The organism is Saccharothrix violaceirubra, from assembly GCF_014203755.1.
GTDB lineage: Bacteria > Actinomycetota > Actinomycetes > Mycobacteriales > Pseudonocardiaceae > Actinosynnema > Actinosynnema violaceirubrum.
Genome location: NZ_JACHJS010000001.1, coordinates 2,122,667 through 2,141,175, shown reverse-complemented (window position 1 = coordinate 2,141,175; position 18,509 = coordinate 2,122,667). Strand labels below are relative to the sequence as shown.

The 18,509-nt window shown below is 73.3% G+C and carries 6 protein-coding genes; all 6 read right to left on the bottom strand.

Annotated elements, in window-relative coordinates; translation table 11 throughout:
• Positions 1–35: 35 nt before the first annotated feature.
• The 6 genes from F4559_RS10620 to F4559_RS10595 all read right to left on the bottom strand — a co-directional run bounded on the left by F4559_RS10620 (position 36) and on the right by F4559_RS10595 (position 18,476).
• Positions 36–2,045 carry a UvrD-helicase domain-containing protein gene (locus tag F4559_RS10620; RefSeq protein ID WP_312865571.1) on the bottom strand — a complete coding sequence of 670 codons (2,010 nt, stop codon included), beginning with the start codon at positions 2,043–2,045 and terminating at the stop codon, positions 36–38.
• A 183-nt stretch (positions 2,046–2,228) separates the two neighbouring features.
• Complete coding sequence (locus tag F4559_RS10615) at positions 2,229–3,029, bottom strand: ABC transporter ATP-binding protein (protein ID WP_184668026.1); 801 nt, start codon at positions 3,027–3,029, stop codon at positions 2,229–2,231.
• A complete protein-coding gene (locus tag F4559_RS10610) occupies positions 3,026–4,054 on the bottom strand; it encodes a FecCD family ABC transporter permease (protein ID WP_312865570.1) in 1,029 nt (342 codons plus the stop codon). The genes F4559_RS10615 and F4559_RS10610 overlap by 4 nt, the downstream gene beginning before the upstream one ends.
• Complete coding sequence (locus F4559_RS10605; protein ID WP_312865569.1) at positions 4,051–5,052, bottom strand: FecCD family ABC transporter permease; 1,002 nt, start codon at positions 5,050–5,052, stop codon at positions 4,051–4,053. Before F4559_RS10605 ends, F4559_RS10610 begins: the two co-directional genes overlap by 4 nt.
• A gap of 102 nt (positions 5,053–5,154) precedes the next feature.
• A complete protein-coding gene (locus F4559_RS10600) occupies positions 5,155–5,349 on the bottom strand; it encodes an MbtH family protein (protein WP_184668022.1) in 195 nt (64 codons plus the stop codon).
• Complete coding sequence (locus tag F4559_RS10595; RefSeq protein WP_184668020.1) at positions 5,346–18,476, bottom strand: non-ribosomal peptide synthetase; 13,131 nt, start codon at positions 18,474–18,476, stop codon at positions 5,346–5,348. Before F4559_RS10595 ends, F4559_RS10600 begins: the two co-directional genes overlap by 4 nt.
• Positions 18,477–18,509: the final 33 nt, after the last annotated feature.

The following is an 18,509-nucleotide window of genomic DNA, read 5'->3' as shown; positions in this document are numbered from 1 at the left end:
TTCTCCAGACTCTTGATCGGGATCCACGGTCCACCCTAGGCAAGCGCCGGCGCGGTGTGCACGATTCCCAATTGCCGGGTGGCACGGGTCAGCGCCACATACCGCTCGACGGCCGTCATGCGCCCCGGATCCACGACGACGACCGTGTCGAACTCCAGTCCCTTGGCCGCGCGGGGCGTGAGCGGCCCGTCCACCGAGATCACCGCGAACGTACCGCTGTCGGGCCGGGCGGCGGCGATCACCGCGTCCGGGTCCGCGGTCGTCACCTCCCACGGCACGGCACCATGCCGCACCGAACGTGGCGGAACGGCAAGCGGGTCGATCTCGGCCAACGCCGCACCGGCCCGCTCCATGACCTCGGCCGTCGACCGGTAGTTGACGGTCAACGTGCGGTGCACCCACCGGTCGTCGACGTACGGCGCGAACCGGGCACCCCAGTCCCGGGCACCCGCCTCGGCTTCACGCTGGTGCAGGTCCCCGACCACCGTCATCGACCGGTTCGGGCAACGGCGCATGAGCACCCGCCAGTCCATCTCGGAGAGTTCCTGGGCCTCGTCGACCACCACGTGGCCGTAGGTCCACTCCCGGTCGGCGGCGGCACGCTCGGCCAGGACCCGGTGGTCGGGCGCCTCGTGCCGGTCGGCCAGCCACTCGGCGTCCACCAGGTCGACCGCGCGCAAGGTGTCCCGCCGCAACGCGGGATCGGTGTCCAGGACCTCCAGCACACCGCGCGCGTACTCGACCCGACGCGCCCGCTCCCGGGCCGCCGCACGCCCGGCGCTCCCGTCGTCACCGAGCTGTTCGGCGGCCTCGTCCAACAACGGCACGTCGGACACCGTCCAGGCCCACCCGTCCGCCCGGTACAGCTCCGGATAGCCGAGCGCGACACAACGTCCCTCGTAGAGGTCCGCCAACAACTCCTGCGGGGTGAGCAAGGGCCACAGCGCGTCCACAGCGGCCCCCAACTCGACGGAACCGCGCAACTCCCGACGCACGTCGTCGGCCAACTCCGGCCAGTCCTCGCCGATCGCCGCCACCGCGAGCGGGACGAGGACGTCGACCAACCCCGCGTGGAACAACTCACGGCCCGCGTTGTGCTCGACCTCGCCGACACGGGCCCACGCGACCTCGACAAGATCGGCGGACAACTCCACGACCACGTCCGACAAGGGAATCGGAATGGGCTCGTCCGGCAGTTCACGGCGGTCACGGATCGCCTCGGAGATCACGTCGACAGCGGCCAGACCCCCTTTCAACCCCCGCACCTCGGGCACGTCCTCAAGAGTCGTCCGCACCCCCGGGAACAACTCCCCCGGCGTAGCGAACACGACATCGGTCTCACCGAGCGAGGGCAGCACGTCACCGATGTGCCGCAGGAACCGCACGTTGGGCCCGACGACCAACACCCCGTGACGCGACAACCGCTCGCGACGCGTGTAGAGCAGGTACGCGACCCGGTGCAGGGCGACGGCCGTCTTCCCGGTACCGGGACCACCCTCGACGACCAGCACACCCCGGTGGTCGAGCCGGATGACCTCGTCCTGCTCGGCCCGGATGGTGGCGACGATGTCCCGCATCGTCGCCGACCGAGGCGCCGCCAAAGCGGAAAGAAGAGCCGTGTCGTCCCCGGCGAGTTCGTCGTCGTGGAACCCTTCCACCACCCGCCCGCGCGTCCGGAAGTGCCGCCGCCGCGAAATCCCCTCTCTCCGCACACCGGTCGCCGTGTAGAACGGCCGCGCGACCGGCGCCCGCCAGTCGACGAGCAGGGGCTCGTACCGCTCGTCGAACAACCCCACCCGCCCGATGTAGGTGCGACCACCGTCGAGATGATCGATGCGCCCGAAGCACAGCCCGTGGTCAGCAGCCTTGAGCCGGTCACGACGCGCCGTCAACTCCCGGACGGCCACTTCACGCGGCCACCGCTCACCCACAGCGTCACGCAGAACGGCAGCAAGCCCACCCTCGACCTCTTCCCGCTCACGATCAAGACGCTCGTACATTCCAGCGATCTTCGCCCGCTCGTACCCCAATTCACCGTCGGACACCCTTGCCCCCTGTGATACAATTGGTTGTACACCTTTACGCACAATTCCTGTGCACAACCTTTGTTTGTACCACGAAGCCCGCACACCATCCAAGTGCACATTTCACGGTGTCCGAACGCATAACTCACGCGTTCACGAACACAAAGCCACCGGCCGCTGGAAAAAGCTCGTAAAGCCAGGAACTCAACCCACGAGTGCCCGCTGTCGCCGCAACGGCACCACCAGAGGCGTCTCCGTCTCCGGATCGGTGATCACCCGGCAGGGCAACCCGAACACGTCCGCCACCAACTCCGCCGTCACGATGTCCGCCGGGTTCCCCTGGGCCACAACGCCTTCGCCCGGCTTCATCGCGATCAGGTGGGTGGCGTACCGGCACGCCTGGTTGAGGTCGTGCAACACGGCCACCAACGTATGCCGCCCCGTGTCGTGCAGGTCGGCACACAGATCAAGCACCTCGACCTGGTGCGCGATGTCCAGGAACGTGGTCGGCTCGTCCAGCAGCAAAATCGAGGTCTGCTGCGCCAACACCATCGCCAGCCACACCCGCTGCCGCTGACCACCGGACAGCTCGTCCACCAACCGGTCCGCCAGGTCGTGCACCCCGGTCGACCGCATGGCCTCGCCGGTCACCACCTCGTCCTCGGTCGACCACTGCCGCAACAACTTCTGATGCGGGTACCGCCCCCGGGCGACCAGCTCGCCGACCGTGATCCCCCCGGGCGCGATCGAGGACTGCGGCAACAACCCCAACCGCCGGGCCACTTCCTTCGACTTGTAGGACGAGATCGCCGCCCCGTCGAGCAGGACCGTGCCGCCCTGGGGCTTGAGCATCCGCGCCAACGCCTTGAGCACGGTGGACTTGCCGCACGCGTTGGGCCCGACGATGACGGTGAAGGAACCGTCCGGGATCTCCACGTCGAGGCCCTCCACGACGATCCGCTCGTCGTAGGCCAGGGTCAGTTCCGTGCCGACCAGCCGGGTCATCGCCCACTCCCCTTCCGCCACTCGCCCGCGAGCAGCCACACCAGGTACAGACCGCCGACCGCGCCGGTGGCGATGCCGACCGGGAGCTGGGCCGTCGGGAAGAGCCGTTGCACCGCGAAATCCCCGGCCGCCAGCAGCAGCGCGCCGGTCAACGCCGAGGACGCCAGCCCCGGACCGGGGCACGCGGTGAGCCGCCGGGCCACCTGCGGCGCGGCCAGCGCGACGAACGCGATCGGCCCGGCGGCGGCGGTCGCCACGGCGGCCAGTCCCACGCTGATCGCGAGCAACGCCAACCGCGTCCGCCCGGCGTCCACACCGAGCCCGATCGCGGTCGTGTCACCCATCTCCAGCAAAGCGAGACGCCGTTGCAGCACCAACGCGAGAGGAACCAGGACCACCAACACGACCGCCACCGTCGCCGCGTGGTCCCAGCCCCGGTTGTTCAACCCGCCGACCAGCCAGGACTGCGCGGCAAGCGCACTCTCCAGCGTGGCCCGGGTGATCAGGTAGGAGTTGACCGCGAGCATCATCGCGTTGACGCCGATGCCGATGAGCACGAGCCGAAATCCGTGCACGCCCCGCTTGAGCGCCAACAGGTACACGACGATCGACGTCAGCACACCGGTCACCGCCGACCCCGCGGCCACCGCCGTCATGCCACCCTGCGCGAGCACGATCACCGCGATCGCACCGGTGGCCGAGCCCTGCGTGAACCCGATGATGTCCGGCCCGGCCAACGGGTTGCGGGACAGGCTCTGCAACACCGCGCCGCTGAGCGCCAAAGCCGCGCCCACCAACAACCCCGTGACCAACCGCGGCAGGCGCAACGTGAAGACGACGAACTCCGACGCCCCGTCACCCCGCCCCAGGAACGTGTCGACGACCTCGCCGACGGTCAGCGGGAAGTCCCCGGTGACCAACGTGAGAAGTCCGACCCCGACGACCAGCAACGCCAACGCGGTGGCCACGAACGCCGTGCGCTCGTGCACCCGGACGGACAGCGTCGCCGCGCGCAGAGTCTTCACAGCGAGGCCAACTTCCGCCGCCGGCACAGGGCGATGAACACCGGCGCGCCCAGGAACGCGGTCACGATGCCGACCTCCATCTCCTGGGGCGCGATCACCACCCGGCCGACCACGTCGCCCACCAGCAGCAGGATCGGCGCGAGCACCGCCGAGTAGGCCAGCACCCAGCGCTGGTCGGTGCCGCCGATCATGCGGGCCACGTGCGGCACGGTCAGGCCCACGAAGCCGATGGGGCCGACCGCGGCCGTGGCGGCACCGGCCATGAGCGTGATCGACAGGATGCCGAACGCCCGGGTGCGGCCCGCGTGGGCGCCCAGCGCCCGACCGGCCTCGTCGCCCAGCGCCAGCACGGTGAGGCTTTTCGCCAGCAGGAACGTGATCAGTACGCCGGGCAGGATGAACGGCGCCGTCTGGCCGATGATCTCGAAAGTCCGCCCGGCCAGCGAACCGACGTTCCAGAACCGGAACGAGTCGAAGGCGTGCGGGAACAGCAGCAGCACCCCGGACACGTAGGCGTACAGCACGGACGTCAACGCCGCGCCGCTGAGCACGAGCCGGTCGGGGGTGGGTGTGCTCCGACCGGACGCGCCCAGGACGTAGCAGGCGGTCGCCGCGATCGCCGCGCCGACAAGGGCGAACCAGACGTAGCCCGTCGGGTGCGTGACACCGAAGAAGGCGATGGCCGTCACGATCGCCGCCGCCGCGCCCATGTTCACGCCGAGCAGACCGGGATCGGCGAGCGGGTTGCGGGTCAACGACTGCATGAGCGCGCCCGCCAGGCCCAACGCCGCACCGGCCAGCACGCCGAGCAGGGCCCGCGGCACGCGCACCGCCCGCACGAGGGCCGCGTCGCCGGTGCCGTCGTCGGCGAACAGCAGGCGCCAGGTGTCGGTGAACGGGATGTCCTTGGTGCCGATCCACAGACTGGCCAGCATCACCAGGACCAGCACGGCGAACGACACCGCCAGGCCGAAGCCGCGGATCGCGTCGCGTGACACCGGCACCTCCCCTCGAACCGTTTAGGGAAGGCTAACCGAAGCTCCCCCGTCCGCCCCAGTCCGGGCGGGCCTTTCGCCGAAAGGCCCGCCCGGGCAACGGCGTCAGCGCAGGCTCTTCGGCCGCAGGTCGGTCCAGTTCTCCTCCACGTACGCCACGCAGGCGTCGCGGGTCTCCGGCCCGAACACGGCGGTCCAGCCGGCCGGGATCTCGGCGAACGACGGCCACAGCGAGTGCTGGTCCTCGTGGTTGACCAGGACGTGGAAGCGGCCTTCGGGGTCGTCGAACGGGTTCGTCATCGGGTGATCCTCCTGGTGGGGGTGGCCACTGCGGTGCGCAGCGCCTCTTGCAGGTCCTCGGCGAGCACCTCGGCGGCCGACCGGTCGACCAGGTCGGCCGCGTGGACGAGGTGGCACGTCACGGCCCCGGCGGCCGGCACGTAGTACTTGAGCGTCAGCTCCGCGCCGGTGGTCCCGGTCGGCACGGCGACCAGGTCGCCGACCCCTCCATCCATTGTGGACAGTACCGCGCGCTCGTGCGGCACCACCACGAACCGGGGTGTGACTTCGACCGGCACGTCCGCGTGGTCCAGCGCGGCGAGCGTGGTCGCCCGGACCCGGTCGAGCAGTTCGGCGTACGACGGGTCGCCCGCCGCGTCCACGCGCAGCACCACGTCGTTGGCGACCGCGCCGACCAGGTCCGCCAACTCCTCGTCGACCCGACCCGCGACCGGCGTGCCCAGGGGCAGGTCGCCGCCGTGCCGACGGCTCACCACGGCCGCGAACGCGGTCGTCACCGCCATGAACAGGCTCGCCCCGGCCTCGGCGGCCCACCGCTCGGCGTCCGCGCGCAGCTCCGCCGACAGGGCGAAGTCCACCACCCCCGCCGGGTGCCGACCCGGAGAAACCTCGGGCAGGTCACGCGTCACCGTGCGCCAGAACGCCCGCTGCCGCTCGCCGTCCGCCGCCACCACCTCGGCCGCCCACCGCGCGTAATCGGCGTAGGACACCGGCAATTCGGTCCACTGTGGACCGGAACCCGCCGAACGCGCCCGGTACGCGTGCTGGAGATCGCGGAACAACGGCACCACGGACCACTCGTCCACCGCGTGGTAGCCCATCGCGACCAGCAACCCGTGCTCCTCCCCCACCAGCAGCCGCGCCCGGACCGGCGGCGCACCGGGGTCGGGGCGTTCGGCGGCGAACCCGGCGGCGGCCGACGACACCTCGTCCACCGGCACGATCTCCAGCGGCACCGGGGACACCGGGTGCTGCACCCCGTCGCGCGGCACGACCCGCAACGGCTCGTGCCGCGCCACGACGTCGGCCCACGCGGCGACCAGCGCGGGCACGTCGAACGGCTCGTGCGCGCGCAGCAACAGCACGTGGTCCCAGGCCTCCGGCCGGGGCGCGTGCTGCGCGGGCGCGGTCGGCACGACCCCGCCCGGCGGGAAGCGCCGCAACACCGGACGGCGCGCGGTCGCACCGGTCAGCCGCAGCGCCAGCGCCGCCGGGGTCGGCGCGTCGAACACGTCGCGCAGGGTCAGGTCGACGCCGAACTCGCGGCGCACCTTGGCCACCAGCCGCATCGACGCCATGGAGTGCCCGCCCAGGCCGAAGAAGTCGTCGTGCACGCCCGGCGTCACACCGAGCACCTCGGCGAACAGGTCCACCACGGCCTTCTGCTCGGGCGTGGTCGGCCGGTCGTCGCCGGCCAGCGCGGACCAGTCGGGCCGGGGCAGCGCCCGCCGGTCGATCTTGCCGTTGGGCGTGGTCGGCGGCGGGCCGTCGAGGAACACGACCAGCGACGGCACCATGTTCTCCGACAGCGACCGCGCGGCGAACGCGCGCAGGTCGTCGTCGGTGTCGCCGACGACGTAGGCGACGAGCCGGACCAGGTCGCCCTCCCGGTCGGCGACCACGACGGCCTGCGTCACGGCGGGGTGGCGGACCAGCACGGCCTCGATCTCGCCCGGCTCGACCCGCACGCCCCGGATCTTGACCTGGGTGTCGACCCGGCCGAGGAAGTCCAGCGACCCGTCCGCCCGCCACCGCGCCCGGTCGCCCGTGCGGTACATGCGCGCGCCGGAGCCGAAGGGACTGGCCACGAACCGCTCGGCGGTCAACGCGAACCGGCCCAGGTAGCCCAGCGCCAGGCCGCGACCGGACACGTACAGCTCGCCGACCACGCCGGGCGGAACAGGCCGCAGCCGGTCGTCGAGCACGTACACGGTCGTGTTCGGGTCGGGCACGCCGATGGGCACGGCACCCGACCAGTCCGGAACCGCGCGCCACAGCGTGGAGTTCACCGTGGCCTCGGTCAGCCCGTACGCGGCGAGCAGGTTCAGCCGGCCCGCCCACCGCCGGATCACCTCCGGCGGCACGGTCTCGGTGCCGACCAGGATCGTGGACCCGTCGGGCAGGTCGCAGTCGGCGGGCAGCGCGGCGACCAGCGACGGCGGCAGGATCATGTGCGTGATCCGGCGGTCGCGCAGGAAGTCGGTCAGCGCCGGACCGGCCACGCGCACCTCGTCGGGCGCGAACACCAGCCGACCGCCGACGCACAGCGCCATGGTCAGCTCGAACACGGCCACGTCGAACCCGACCGACGCGAACCCGAGCACGCGGCTGTCGGCGGTCAGCGCCATCCGGTCCAGGGCGGTGGCGGCCAGGCTCGCGATGCCCTCGTGCGGCACGACGACGCCCTTGGGCCGACCGGTCGACCCGGACGTGTAGATCACGTACATGGGCGCGTCGAGCGACGCCGGACCGGCGCCGAACGGGCTGTCCTCGAACGTCGCGAGTTCGGCGTCGAGCGTGTCGAGCACGAGCGCGTCCACCGGCACGGGCGCGTCGGAGGTCGTGACGACGACCGATGCCCCGGAATCGGCGACCAGGTAGGCGATCCGGTCCGCCGGGTGCGACAGGTCCAGCGGCAGGTACGCGGCGCCGAGCCGGAGCACCGCCAGCACGGTCGCGACGTGGTCGGCCGACTTGGGCACGGCCACGCCGACCACGGACTCCCGGGCCACGCCCCGCGCGGCCAGCAGTCGCGCGATGCGGGAACTGCGCGCGTCCAACCACGCGTAGCTCACCGACCGGGTCCGGTCGACCACGGCGACGTCGTCGGGTTTCGCCGCGACGCACCGGGCGAACAGCTCGACGAACGACAGCTCGGGCACGACCCGCGCGGTGTCGTTGAACCCCTCCAGGACCCGGCGGCGTTCGTCGGGCGCGATCAGCTCGACGGCGCCGACCGGCGCGTGCGGGTCGGCGAGCACCGCCGCCACCAGGGCGGTCAGCCGGTCGCCCAGCCGCACGACCGTGTCGTGGTCGAACAGGTCGACCGCGTACTCCAGGCGGCAGGTCAGCGGGCCGTCCGCGGTGTCGGTGAACGAGAACACCAGGTCGAACTTCGCGGTCGTGGTCGGGTGGTCGAGCCACTCGACGGGCAGGCCCGCGAACTCCGGCGCGGCGGCCGACCGGCCGTGGTAGCCGACCATGACCTGGAACAGCGGGTTGCGCGCGGCCGAGCGCGGCGGGTTGAGCCGCTCCACGACGAGTTCGAACGGCACGTCCTGGTGCGAGAACGCGACCAGCGACGTCTCCCGCACGCGCTCCAGCAGCGCCCGGAACGACGGGTCGCCGGACAGGTCGGTGCGCAGCACGAGCGTGTTGACGAAGAACCCGACCACGTCGTCCAGCGCCTCGTCGGCCCGGCCCGCGACCGGCACGCCCAGCGGGACGTCGTCGCCGGCGCCCAGTCGGGACAGCAGCGCGGCGACGGCGGCCTGCAGGACCATGAACGCGCTCGTGCCGGTGGCCCGGCCGAACTCGCGCACGCCCTTGGCCGACACCGCGTCGAACTCCACGTCGACGTGCGCGCCCCGGAAGGTGGGTCGGGTGGGACGGGGCCGGTCGACCGGGAGCACGATCTCGTCCGGCAGTCCGGCCAGGCGCCCGGCCCAGTGCGCGAGCTGCCGCTCGCCCACCTGGTCGAGCAGGTCCCGTTGCCACAGCGTGTAGTCCGCGTAGCCGACCGGCAGTTCGGTCCACTGTGGAGCGTCACCGGCCAGGCGGGCGCGGTACGCGTCGGCGAGGTCGCCCAGGAACGGCCGGTCGGACCACTCGTCGGTGGTGATGTGGTGCAGCACGATCACGAGCACGTGGTCGTCGGCGCGCAGCCGCGCGAGCGTGGCCCGCAGCGGCAGGTCCACCCGCAGGTCGAACGGCCGCCCGACCTCGGCCCGGACCAGGTCCTCGACGATCACGCCGTCGACCACGACGAACTCCGGCGCGGTCGGCGGCAGAACCCGTTGGAACGGCACGCCTTCGTGGTCGTCGAACACCGTGCGCAACGCCTCGTGCCGCGCCACGACGTCGCCGAACGCCGCCCGCAACGCGTCCGCGTCCAGCGGCCCGCGCGCCCGGAACACCAGCGGGAAGTGGTACGCCGTCGAGGTCTCCTCCAGCTGCTGGAGCAGCCACAGCCGCCGCTGCGCGTGCGACAGCGGCAGTTCGGCGGGCCGGTCGTACCGGACCAGGCGGGGACGCGCGCCCGGCGCGTTCTCCGTGCGGGCGGCCAGTTCCGCCACGGTCGGCGCGTCGAACAGGTCCCGGACCGCGAGGTCGACGCCGAGCAGCGTGCGCGCCCGGCCGATCACCCGGGTGGCCAGCAGCGAGTGCCCGCCCAGGTCAAAAAAGTCGTCCGCCACGCCGACCCCGGTCACGCCGAGCACCTCGGCGAACACCCCGGCCAGCACCTCTTCCGCACGGGTGCGCGGCGGGCGGGAGTCGGCCGTGCCGATGCTGTCCGGCTTGGGCAGCGCGCGCACGTCGAGCTTGCCGTTCACGGTCAACGGCAACGACTCCACCGCCACCACGGCGGCGGGCACCAGGTAGTCGGGCAGTTCCGCCTTGAGCGCGGCGCGCGACGCCACCGGGTCGGCCGTGCCGACGACGTAGCCGAGCAGCCTCTTCACCCCGCCCGGCCCGGTGTCGACGACCACGGCGGCGTGCGTCACGCCCGGCCGCGCGGCCAGGGCCGCCTCGACCTCGCCCGGTTCGACCCGGTGGCCCCGGATCTTGACCTGGTCGTCGGTGCGGCCGAGGAAGTCCAGGTTGCCGTCCGCGCGGGCGCGCACCAGGTCGCCCGTGCGGTACATGCGCGTGCCGGGCGTGCCGAACGGGTCGGCCACGAACCGGGACGCGGTCAGCCCGAACCGGTCGTGGTAGCCGCGGGCCAACCCGATGCCCGCCACGTACAGCTCGCCGGGCGATCCGGGCGGCACCGGGAGCAGACGGGAATCCAACACGTACGCGCGGGTGTTGCGGATGGCCCGGCCGACCGTGGGCGTGGCACTGTCGAAGGTGGACGCCCCCAGCGTGTTGATCGTGTACTCGGTCGGCCCGTACAGGTTGTAGCCGTACGTTCCGGGGGTGTCGCGCAGTCGCCGCCACACCGCCTCCGACACGGCCTCGCCGCCGAGCAGGACCAGCGGCGGCACGTGGCCGTCGAGAAGTCCTTCCTCCAGCAGGAGTTGCGCGTAGGTCGGCGTCACGTTGACCACGTCGACGCGGTGTTCCCCGCAGTAGGCGACGAGCGCGGCGGCGTCGCGGCGCAACTCCTCGTCGCAGACGTGCACCTCGTGGCCCTCCACCAGCCACAGCAGTTCTTCCCACGACATGTCGAACGCGAACGACACCGTGTGCGCGATCCGCAGCCGCCGCCCGCCCGCCGCCGCGATCGCCGGGCCGAAGATCGCGTCCTGGTGGTTGAGCCGCATGTTGGTCAGCCCGCGATAGGGCGTGACGACGCCCTTGGGCCGACCGGTCGACCCGGACGTGTAGATCACGTACGCCGGGTGGTCCAGGGAGAACTCCGGCCACGGCCCGACTTCGGGGACTTCGGGCAGGTCGTCGACGCACAACGCGTCGGGCACCAGGCCGACCGCCGTCGTGGACAGCACGCACAGCGGGCGGGTGTCCTCGACCATGAGCAGCGACCGGTCCGCCGGGTGGTCGAGGTCCAGCGGCAGGTAGGCGGCGCCGGTGCGCAGCACGGCGAACAGCGCCACGACCATCTCGATCGAGCGCGGCAACGCCAGTGCCACGACCTGTTCGGGACCCGCGCCCCGACCGATGAGCACCCGGGCCAGGTCGTCGATGCGCTGTTGGAGGGTCGCGTACGTCAGGCGTTCGGCCCCGAAGACCAACGCGATCTCGTCGGGCGTGCGCGCGGCCTGCTCGGCGAGCAGGCCGGCGATCGTCGCCTCACTGGTCGGACCGGCGCTCGCGGACCACTCGGCTTCGAGCGCGCGGCGTTCGGCCGCGGGCAGCCGGTCGACGGTGCCGACCACCGCGTCCGGGTCGTCGACCAGGCGGGCCAGGATCGTGGTGTAGCGGGCGAGGACGGCCCGCGCGGTGTCGTCGTCGACCAGGTCGGGTCGGACGGCCAACGTGACCCGGGTGGTCGCGCCCGGCGTGACGACCAGGGTCAGCGGGAAGTGCGTTCCGTCCACATTGGATACTTCGAGTACGCCCCGGGAGCGCAGCGCGGCCCGGCGTTCGTCGCCGTCGCCGGTGCGCAGCACGAACAACGTGTCGAACAGGACGCGGTGCCCGGCCTCGCGTTGGATCTCCCCGAGTCCCACGTGCTCGTAGGACATCAGCGCGGTGCGCTCGTCCTGCACGCGGCGCAGCAGGTCGACGACGGTCTCGCGCGGGTCGAGCGCGATCCGGGTCGGCACGGTGTTGAGGAACATGCCGATCACGTCCTCGACCCCGTCGACCTCGACCGGGCGGCCCGCGACGGCCGTGCCGAAGACCACGTCCTCGCGCCCGGTCAGACCCGCCAGGACCATCGCCCACGCCACGCCGAACGCCGAGTTCGCGGTCAGCCCGCCCGCCCTGGCCCGCTCCCGGAGCCGGTCGGTCAGGTCGCGCGGCAGGTCGGCGTGGTGCTCGGTGGGCAGCACGGGTTCGCGCGCCGGGTCGGCGTTCGCGACCAGGGTCGGCTCGTCCAGTCCGGACAGGGCCGTGCGCCACGCGGCCAGGGCGGCGTCGTGGTCCTGGGCGGCCAACCACACGAGGTAGTCGCGGTACGAGCCGCGTGCCGGCGCCCGGTCCACGCCCTCGTAGTGGTCGAGCAGCCGTTCCAGGAACAGCCACGCCGACCAGCCGTCCCACAGGATCAGGTGGTGGGTGATCACCAGCAGGTCGCGGCCGGCCGGCCGACGCAGCAGCAGGAACCGGAACAGCGGCGGCGCGGCCAGGTCGAACCGCTCCCGCCGGTCGGCCGCGAGCAGCGCCTCGGCCTCGGCGTCGTCGGCCACGTCCACCACGCGCAGCGGCACGTCGGGAGCCGACGCCAGGAACTGCACCGGCCCCGGGAGCCCGTCGTCGGTGAACCCGGCCCGCAGACCGGGATTGGCCGCGAGCAGGGCACGGCCGGCCGCGCGCAACCGGTCGACGTCCACCCGGCCCGCGAAGGCCATCGTCTCCTGCGACTGGTAGACGTCCAGGGCGCCGGTGTCGAAACCGGCGTGGAAGAACAGGCCCTCCTGCAGCGGGGACAACGGCCAGACGTCGTCCGCGCCGGGCACCGCCGGCAGCTCCGGCAGGGCCGCCTCGGCACGGACCGGCGCGGGTGCCACGGCCGCGAGCGCGGCGACCGTGCGGTGCTCGAAGACGTCGCGTGGCGTGATCTCCACACCCAGTGCGCGGGCCCGCGTGGACACGGCGATGGACGTGATGCTGTCGCCGCCGAGCCGGAAGAAGTCGTCGTCCACGCCCGGCGCCCCGATGCCCAGGACGGCCGCGAAAACCCCGGACAGCACGCGTTCGCGGTCGGTCGTCGGCTCGCGTCGGCCCGTGGCGCCCGGCACGGGCAGGGCGTCCTGGTCGAGCTTGCCGCTGGGGGTCAGCGGGAGTTCGTCCAACGCCACCACGGCGTGCGGCAGCAGCGCGGCGGGCAGCACGGTCGCCAGGTCGGCCAGCAGCGCGTCGGTGTCCACCGCCGCCGGGGTCACGTAGGCCAGCAGCCGGTGGTCACGGGCGACCACGGCCGCGCGCCGCACTCCTTCGCGCGAGGTCAGCGCGGCCTCGATCTCGCCCGGCTCGACCCGGTTGCCGCGCACCTTGACCTGCCGGTCGGTGCGGCCCAGGTAGTCGAGCACGCCGCCGGGTCGCCGCCGCACCAGGTCGCCGGTGCGGTACAGGCGCTCGCCCACGCCGTCGAACGGGTTCGCGACGAACCGTGCCGCGGTCAGGCCGGGCCGCGCGTGGTAGCCGCGCGCGAGCTGGACGCCGGCCAGGTACAGCTCGCCCGGCACCCCGTCGGGCACCGGCCGCAGCAGCGGGTCGAGCACGTGGACGCGCGTGTTCCAGACCGGCAGGCCGATCGGCACCACCGCGTCGTCGGCACCGGTGTACGGGAAGTACGTGACGTCGACCGCGGCCTCGGTCGGCCCGTAGAGGTTGTGCAGCGGCACGCCGGTCAGGTCGTGCCAACGCCGGGCCGCCTCCCCGGTCAACGCCTCGCCGCTGCTGAACACCCGACGCACCGACGCCGCCCACGACGGGTCCTCGCGGACCTCCGGCACGTCCAGGAAGACCGCCAGCATGGACGGCACGAAGTGCAGCGTGGTGATCCCGTGCGCGCGGATCGTCGCGGCCAGGTACGCCGGGTCGCGGTGGCCGTCGGGGCGGGCGAGCACGACGGCCGCGCCGGTCACCAGCGGCCAGAAGAACTCCCACACGGACACGTCGAAGCTCGCGGGCGTCTTCTGGAGTACGCGGTCGTCGGGCGTCAGCGGGTACTCGTGGTCCATCCACGCCAGGCGGTTCACGATCGCCCGGTGCGTGACCACCACGCCCTTGGGCCGACCGGTCGAGCCGGAGGTGTAGATCAGGTACGCGGCCGAATCCGGTGCCACGACGGGCAGCGCGACCTCGGGCGCGTCCTCGCGGCGGCAGTCCGCCGGCCGCACGACCACCGTCGCACCGGAGTCGGCCAGCATGAACTCCACGCGGTCGGCCGGGTAGTCGGCGTCCAGCGGCAGGTAGGCGGCACCGGACTTGAGCACGCCGAGCAGCGCCACGACCAGCTCGGCCGACCGGGGCACGGCGACCGCGACGACCGTGCCCGCGACGACCGGGCCCGAACCGACCAGGCGCCGGGCCAGGGCGGTGGACCGCCGGTCGAGTTCGGCGTAGGTGAGCCGGTCGTCCTCGTGGACCACGGCGACCGCGTCGGGCGTGCGCGCGGCCCGCTCGGCGATCAGGTCGACCAGCGTGGCGTCCGGCACGTCGACCGTCGCGGGCTCGTCGCCGGTGTCGACCACGAGCGGGATCGACGCCACGGGCCGGTCCGGGTCGACCGCGAACACGGTCAGCACGCGCACCACGTGGTCGGCGATCGCGGCGGCCTCGGCATCGGGCAGCCGGTGCTTGAACCGCAGCTCGATCCGCTCGCCCGGCACGGCGACCAGGGCCAGCGGGTAGTGCACGCGGTCGCGGACCTCGACGTCGGCGGGCGCGTCCGGGTGGTTCTCGACCACCACGAGGGTGTCGAACAGGTCGCCGCCGCCGATCGCGGCCAGGCCCACGTGCTGGTGGTCCAGCAGCGCGGCCTGCTCCTCCTGGAGCCGGGCGAACGCGGTGGCGAGCGTGTCGGTCGCGCGCGTCCGCTGCCGCACGGGCACGGTGTTGACGAACAGACCGATCGCGCGGTCCATGCCGGGCACCTCGGCCGGGCGACCGGCGACCGTGCTGCCGTAGACGACGTCCGTGCGCCCGGTCAGGCCGCCCAGGGTCAGGCCCCACGCGCCGTGCAGCACGGTGCCCAGGGTCAGGCCGCGCGTCCGGGCGTGCCCGACCAGCCGACCGCTCACGTCCGGGGACAGCACGACGCGGTGCGTGCCGTGCCGGGGCGAGGGGTCCTCGACCAGCCGGGTCGAGTCCACATCGGACAGTGCGCGCCGCCAGGCTTCGCGGGCGGCGGGGACGTCACGGGACCTCAGCCACGCGAAGTAGGCGCGGTGGTCGACCGGGTCGACGGGCGTGCCGCCGAGTTCGCGCCGCAGCAGGCCCAGCGACCAGCCGTCGACCAGGATGTGGTGCAGGGTCAGCACGAGCCGGTCGCCGTGCGCGGCGGCGCGCAGCAGCGGCGGGCGGGCCAGGTCGAACGCGGACGCCCGTTCGGCGGCCAGCACCCGCTCCGGGTCCGTCGCCGGGTCGTACTCGTGCCACGGCGACTCGACGCGCTCGGCCACCACCTGGCCGACACGACCGCGGTCGTCCTGGTGGAAACCCGTGCGCAGCAACGGGTGCCGGTCGAGCAGCGACCGGACGGCGGCCCGGTCCGGGCGCAGGTCGAACACGACCTGGACCACGTACGAGTCGTCGGCGTCGACCCGGGCGTGGAAGTAGAAGCCCTCCTGCAACGGGGTCGCGGGCAGGGCTGTGACCTCTTGGGCGACCTCTTGGGCGACCTCTTGGGCGACCTCTTGGGCGGCCACCGCGGGACGCGCGACGGCGGCCAGGGCCGCGACCGTGCGCTGTTCGAACACCTCGCGGGGCGTCACGGCCAGTCCCGCCGCACGCGCGTCGGACACCACGCGCATCACCGCGATGCTGTCGAGCCCCAGCTCGAACAGGTTGTCGTGCACGCCCGGCGACACGCCGAGCACGTCGGCCGCCACGTCGACCAGCACGTGCTCGGCGGGCGTGGTCGGCGGCGCGTCCCCGGTCGCCGTCCACACCGGCGCGGGCAGCGCGGCGACGTCGAGCTTCCCGTTGGGCGTCAACGGGAGCGGACCCGCCAGCGGCACGACCGCGGCGGGCACCATGTACTCGGGCAACCGCGCGGCCACGTGCTCGCGGGCCGCGGTCGGGTCGACGTCGCCGACCACCCACGCCACGAGCCGTTTGACGTCGCGGTGGTCCGCCAGCACCCGCACGGCCGCCTGCGCGACGTCCGGGTGGGTCATGAGCGTGCTCTCGACCTCGCCGGGTTCGATGCGGAAACCGCGGATCTTGACCTGGCCGTCGGCCCGGCCCAGGAAGTCCAGCGACCCGTCCGCGCGCCACCGCGCCCGGTCACCCGTGCGGTACATGCGGGCACCGGCCGGGCCGAACGGATCGGCCACGAACCGGGACGCGGTCAGGCCGTGCTGCGCGTGGTAGCCCCGGGCCAGGCCGCGACCGCCCACGTACAGCTCGCCCTCGACGCCGACCGGCACCGGGCGCAGCGCCGCGTCCAGCACGTGGCAGCGGGTGTTGGGGTCGGGCACGCCGATCGGCACGGCCTCGGTCCAGTCCGGACGGGCGTGCCAGAGCGTGGAGTTGACCGTGGCCTCGGTCAGGCCGTAGGCGGCCACGACCCGCATCCGCCCGGCCCACCGCGCGATCAACTCCGTGGGCACGGTCTCCGTGCCCACGACCAGGACCGCGCCTTCGGGCAGCGGGTGCTCCGGCGGCAGCGCGGCCACCAGCGACGGCGGCAGGATCATGTGCGTGCCGCCGTGCTCGGCGATGTAGGACGTGAGCGGCTCGCCCGCGACCCGGCGTTCGGCCGGGACCAGGACGACCCGGCCGCCGACGCCCAACGCCATGCACAGGTCCCACACGGCCACGTCGAACCCGACCGACGCGAACTGCACGACCCGGCTGTCGGCCGTCACGCCGATCCGGTCGACGGCCGTGGCGATCAGGCTGCCGATGCCCTCGTGGGTCACGACGACGCCCTTGGGCCGGCCGGTCGACCCGGACGTGTAGATCACGTACGCGGCCTGGTCGAGACCGATCGGCACGTCGAGGTTCGACTCGTCGTCGTGCGGTTCCGGGAGCGCGTGGAGCACCAGGCGGGCACCGGAGTCGGCGACCATCGCGTCCACGCGTTCACGCGGGTGGTCCAGGTCCAGCGGCAGGTAGGCGGCACCGGCCTTCAGCACCGCGAGCAGCGCCACGACCAGATCGGGTGTCCGGGGCAGCGCCAGGCCCACCACGTCCTCGGGACCGACGTCGAGCGCGCGGGCGACCCGGTTGGCGCGCGCGTTGAGTTCGGCGTAGGTGAGGACCTCGTCCTCGCACACCAGGGCGATCGCGTCCGGCCGCAGGGCGACCTGGCGCTCGAACGCGCCCGGCCACGTCACCTCGTCGACCTCGCGCGGCGCCGCGCCCAGCTCGAGCACGGCCGCGCGTTCGGCCTCGTCGGCGAGGTCGACCAGGCCGACGGGCCGGTCCGGGTCGGCGGCGGCGATCCGGCGGAACCGGCGTTCGTGGTCGGCGAGCGCGGCCGGCGCGCAGACGGACGCGTCGGCCTCGAACACCACGGACACGCGGCCGTCGGGCCGGGGCAGGAACGTGGTCGTCAGGTCGTCGACCGGTCCGAGCGAGAGCGGGTGGAACGACGACGCCAGGCCCGGGAAGGCGGTGTCGCGGTCGAAGCCGACGACGTTCACGCCGGGTCCGACGAGTTCGGGCAGGCCGTCGCGCAGGCCGAGGTCGCGGGCGGTCTCCTCGCCCCGGTAGGCGCTGTGCGGCCGGATCGCGGCGATCTCCCGGTCGACGGCCGCGGCGATGCCGGCGAGCGTGTCGGCGGGCCGCACGCGCACCCGCAGCGGCAGCACGGTCGACGCCATGCCCGGCGTGGTGCGGGCGGTGTCGTCGAGCCGGCCGGTCATCGGCAGGCCCAGGACCAGATCGGACGCACCGGTCACGCGGTGCGTGTAGGCGGCCACGGCGGCGATGAGCGTGCGCGAGGACATCGGCCCCAGCTCGAACTCGCGCCGGACGACCGTGCGCACCAGGCCGGCCGACCGCGGCACGAGCCGCACGGGGTCGGGCCGGTCGGCGAGCCGGTCGAGCCAGAAGTCCCGGTCGCGGGCGAACGCCTCGGACGACCGGTAGGCGGTGTCGACGCGCACGAGCGCGTCCGGGTCGTGGGGCACCTCGTCGGACGCCCCGGCGTAGAGCGCGCGGACCCGGCGGGCCAGCAGCACGCCGGTGTACACGTCCGCCACGAGGTGGTGGAACCGTTGGTACCACAGGACATGGTCGTCGGCGACGCGCACGAGCGCCTGGTACTGCACGGGACCGCCGAGGTCGACCGGGCGGCGCGCGTCGGCGAGCAGGAACGCCCGCGCGGCGGAGACCGAGTCGAACTCCAGGCGGTCGACGGGGACGTCCGGCTCGACGGGGACCTGCCCCTCGTCGGTGAACCGCACGTGTACCGGGCCCGCCTCGGCGACCGCGCGGGCCACCGCGGCGGCCAACCGGTCGACGTCGACCGGGCCGCGCAGCTCCAGGTACCACCCCACGGTGTACGCCGGACTGCCCGGCTCGCGGTACTGCGCGAGCCGGATGCCGGTCTGCGCTCCCGTCAGCGGGAGAATCCCGCCGCGTGCCTTGGCGTCGTTACCCATGACCACCCCCGATCGACACGCCGCGGGTGGGGG